The 3,340-nt window shown below is 61.7% G+C and carries 5 protein-coding genes and 1 pseudogene; 5 read left to right on the top strand and 1 reads right to left on the bottom strand.

Going from position 1 to position 3,340, the window contains the following annotated elements; translation table 11 throughout:
* The 4 genes from ABYB95_RS19895 to ABYB95_RS19880 all read left to right on the top strand — a co-directional run.
* Positions 1-353, top strand: a 353-nt coding sequence (locus tag ABYB95_RS19895) for a carboxymuconolactone decarboxylase family protein (RefSeq protein ID WP_372660900.1), incomplete at its 5' end; no start/stop codon positions are given.
* A gap of 5 nt (positions 354-358) precedes the next feature.
* Positions 359-1,270, top strand: a complete 912-nt coding sequence (locus tag ABYB95_RS19890) for an acetaldehyde dehydrogenase (acetylating) (RefSeq protein WP_372660897.1) — start codon at positions 359-361, stop codon at positions 1,268-1,270.
* Positions 1,271-1,286: 16 nt separating this feature from the next.
* The gene (dmpG, locus tag ABYB95_RS19885) at positions 1,287-2,330 is read left to right on the top strand and encodes a 4-hydroxy-2-oxovalerate aldolase (protein ID WP_372660894.1); all 1,044 of its coding nucleotides are present in this window, start codon (positions 1,287-1,289) and stop codon (positions 2,328-2,330) included.
* Positions 2,331-2,340: 10 nt separating this feature from the next.
* Positions 2,341-2,532 (top strand): 2-hydroxymuconate tautomerase, encoded by a 192-nt coding sequence (locus tag ABYB95_RS19880; protein ID WP_372660891.1) that lies wholly within the window; start codon positions 2,341-2,343, stop codon positions 2,530-2,532.
* A 174-nt stretch (positions 2,533-2,706) separates the two neighbouring features.
* Here ABYB95_RS19880 and ABYB95_RS19875 read toward each other — a convergent pair whose 3' ends face one another.
* Positions 2,707-3,120, bottom strand: coding sequence for a helix-turn-helix domain-containing protein (locus tag ABYB95_RS19875; protein ID WP_372660888.1), 414 nt, complete (start codon positions 3,118-3,120; stop codon positions 2,707-2,709).
* A gap of 14 nt (positions 3,121-3,134) precedes the next feature.
* Here ABYB95_RS19875 and ABYB95_RS19870 point away from each other — a divergent pair.
* A pseudogene (locus ABYB95_RS19870) lies at positions 3,135-3,301 on the top strand (transposase); the annotation flags it as partial.
* Positions 3,302-3,340 lie beyond the last annotated feature (39 nt).

Here is a 3,340-nt window from a genome sequence, read left to right as displayed (position 1 = left end):
GCGCGCACACCGCAACCAGCGCCATGCGCCATGGCGTTGCGCAAGAAAAGCTGGCCGCTATTGCCAACTACGCCACCAGCCCCTTGTTTGCTGAAGCAGAGCGGGCCGCACTGGACTTCGCTCTGGCTGCGGCGAGTGTGCCCAACGGCGTCACGGACGACATGTTCGCCCGCTTGAGCGCGCACTGGACAGAAGGGCAGATCGTGGAGATTCTGGGCGTCATCGGACTGTTCGGCTTCTTCAACCGCTGGAACGACTCTTTGGCCACCACGCTGGAGGCCGAACCCATGGACATCGCAAACACAACGCTGGGCTCCAGCGACTGGCACCTCGGAAAGCACGGAAAGGACTGAACACCATGAAAAAAATCAAATGCGCTCTGATCGGGCCCGGCAACATCGGGACCGACCTACTGGCCAAGCTGCAACGCAGCAAAGTGCTGGAACCTGTCTGGATGGTTGGCATCGACCCGAATTCCGACGGCTTGAAGCGCGCCAGGGAAATGGGCATCAAGACCACCGCCGACGGTATCGACGGCTTGATTCCCCACATGACAGACGACGGTGTGCAAATCGTGTTTGATGCCACCAGCGCTTATGCCCATGCCGAGAACAGCCGCAAGGTCAACGCACAAGGCGCCATGATGATCGACCTCACGCCTGCGGCCATCGGCCCATATTGCGTGCCCCCGGTCAACTTGAAGCAGCACGTGGGCAAGCGCGAGATGAACGTGAACATGGTCACCTGCGGAGGCCAGGCCACCATTCCCATGGTGGCCGCAGTCAGCCGTGTGCAAGCGGTGGTCTATGGTGAAATTATTGCCACCGTGTCCAGCCGCTCGGTGGGGCCGGGCACCCGAAAAAACATTGACGAGTTCACCCGCACGACGGCAGGCGCGGTCGAGAAGGTGGGCGGCGCCAAGAAGGGCAAGGCCATCATCGTCATCAACCCGGCCGAGCCACCGTTGATCATGCGCGACACCGTGCACTGCCTGACCGAAGACGAGCCGGATCAGGCGGCGATCACCAAGTCGGTCCACGACATGATCAAGGAGGTGCAGAAATATGTACCGGGCTACAAGCTGGTCAACGGCCCGGTGTTCGATGGCAAGCGGGTCTCAGTCTTCATGGAGGTTGAAGGCTTGGGCGACTACCTGCCCAAGTACGCTGGCAATCTCGACATCATGACCGCTGCAGCGGCTCGCACCGCCGAGATGTTCGCCGAAGAAATGCTCAATGGCACGCTCACGCTCGAAGCCGTGCACGCCTGAATCTGGAGAACACAACATGACCACACTCAAAGGCAAAAAAATCACCGTCCACGACATGACTCTGCGTGACGGTATGCACCCCAAGCGCCACCTGATGACGCTGGAGCAGATGAAGGCCATCGCCTGCGGACTGGACGCAGCCGGCGTGCCGCTGATCGAAGTCACCCACGGCGATGGCCTGGGTGGTAGCTCGGTCAACTACGGTTTCCCCGCGCACAGCGACGAGGAATACCTGGGCACCGTGATCCCGCTGATGAAACAGGCCAAGGTCAGTGCTCTGCTGCTGCCCGGCATCGGCACCGTCGACCACCTGAAAATGGCCCACGGCCTGGGCGTGCACACCATCCGCGTGGCCACGCACTGCACAGAAGCCGATGTGAGCGAGCAGCACATCACCCTGGCCCGCAAGATGGACATGGACACCGTGGGCTTCTTGATGATGGCCCACATGAACAGTCCGCAAGGGCTGGTCAAACAGGCCAAGCTGATGGAGGGCTACGGCGCCAACTGCATCTACATCACCGACTCGGCCGGCCATCTGTTGCCCGAGACGGTCAAGGCCCGCGTGGCCGCGGTGCGCGAAGCGCTCAAGCCCGAGACCGAGCTGGGTTTCCATGGTCACCACAACCTCGCGATGGGCGTGGCCAATAGCCTGGCTGCGGTTGAGGTTGGGGCCAACCGCATCGATGCCGCAGCAGCCGGGCTGGGGGCGGGTGCGGGCAACACCCCGATGGAAGTGTTCATCGCGGTATGCGATCTGATGGGTATCGAGACCGGTGTGGACGTGTTCAAGATCCAGGATGTGGCCGAAGACCTGGTGGTGCCCATCATGGACTTCCCCATCCGTATCGACCGCGACGCGCTCACCCTGGGCTACGCCGGTGTCTACGGTAGCTTCCTGCTGTTCGCCAAGCGTGCCGAGAAGAAGTACGGTGTTCCCGCGCGCGACATCCTGGTCGAGATGGGACGCCGAGGCATGGTCGGTGGCCAGGAAGACATGATCGAAGACACAGCGATGACCATGGCGCGCGAGCGCGCAATCATGGCCAAGGCCGCTTGAAGGAAGCTCCATGCCATTTGCGCAGATCTACATGATTGAGGGCCGCACCGAAGACCAGAAACGCGCAGTGATCGAAAAGGTCACCGCCGCGCTTCAGGACGCAGTGGGTGCCCCCAAGGAGACGATACGGGTCTGGATTCAGGACGTGCCCAAGGAGAACTGGGGCATCGCCGGGGTATCGGCGAAGGACCTCGGGCGTTGACCTCGCGCTGAAAAGCAAAGTGCCGAAGCTGGGTGACCGACCCGCAGGGCATCGGAATGCAGATGTAGGGCTGCTGTTCGAGCGCAGCTTGTGCGCCGAGAACATCTCCGCCGATGATCCGAATACCCGTCGCACGCCCTCGTTCAAGGGCGTTTGACTCCACGCTGGCAGCCCTCAGGCGTCGGGACTGCGTTTCTTGATTCGGAACTCCACCTGACCGCGCCGCAAGTTCAGCCGTCTGGCAACCGCCGACACGTCGCCGTCGCATCGCGGGATGGCCCGGTCGATCAGCATCGATTCGATGTCGTCGAAAGAAGCCATCCGGTCGAGCAACTGATCGACCAGCGCAGGTAGGCCTTTGGCGCCGGCGTCCTCGCTTGCGGGCGAACGCCGGACCGCTCGGTTCGATGGACGAACCAGATCACCCATCGGACCCAGGCCCCAGGTGTTGCCGCGCAGCGACTCACCACCAGCAAACAAGTGTTGCACGTCAATGGCGGCCGCGACCCACGCTGTCCACAAAGGTGTCTGCCCGAAGATCGTCGGTGTCTTCATCGGCTCGAAGGTCCCAGGAGTAGAGCTTTCCAAGAAGGAAGCTCTACGTGAAGAAGTCAAGATTTACCGACAGCCAAATCACGGCTGCACTGAAACAAGTAGAGGCCGCGCTGGCGGCGTCCGAGATCTGCCGCGAGGTGGGGATCGGCACCGCCACTTTTATAAGTGGCGCGCCAAGTTCGGCGGCATGGACACTTCCATGATGGCCCGCATGTAGGAGCTCGAAGACGAGAACCCGCGCCTCAAGAAGATG

Origin of the sequence: Hydrogenophaga sp., assembly GCF_041633695.1 — a bacterium.
Lineage (GTDB): Bacteria > Pseudomonadota > Gammaproteobacteria > Burkholderiales > Burkholderiaceae_C > Hydrogenophaga.
This window is presented reverse-complemented; position numbering and strand designations above follow the sequence as displayed.

Coding starts and splice junctions, on each gene's coding strand:
- ABYB95_RS19890 (WP_372660897.1), top strand. CDS start 359: ATGAAAAAAATCAAATGCGCTCTGATCGGGCCCGGCAACATCGGGACC.
- dmpG (WP_372660894.1), top strand. CDS start 1,287: ATGACCACACTCAAAGGCAAAAAAATCACCGTCCACGACATGACTCTG.
- ABYB95_RS19880 (WP_372660891.1), top strand. CDS start 2,341: ATGCCATTTGCGCAGATCTACATGATTGAGGGCCGCACCGAAGACCAG.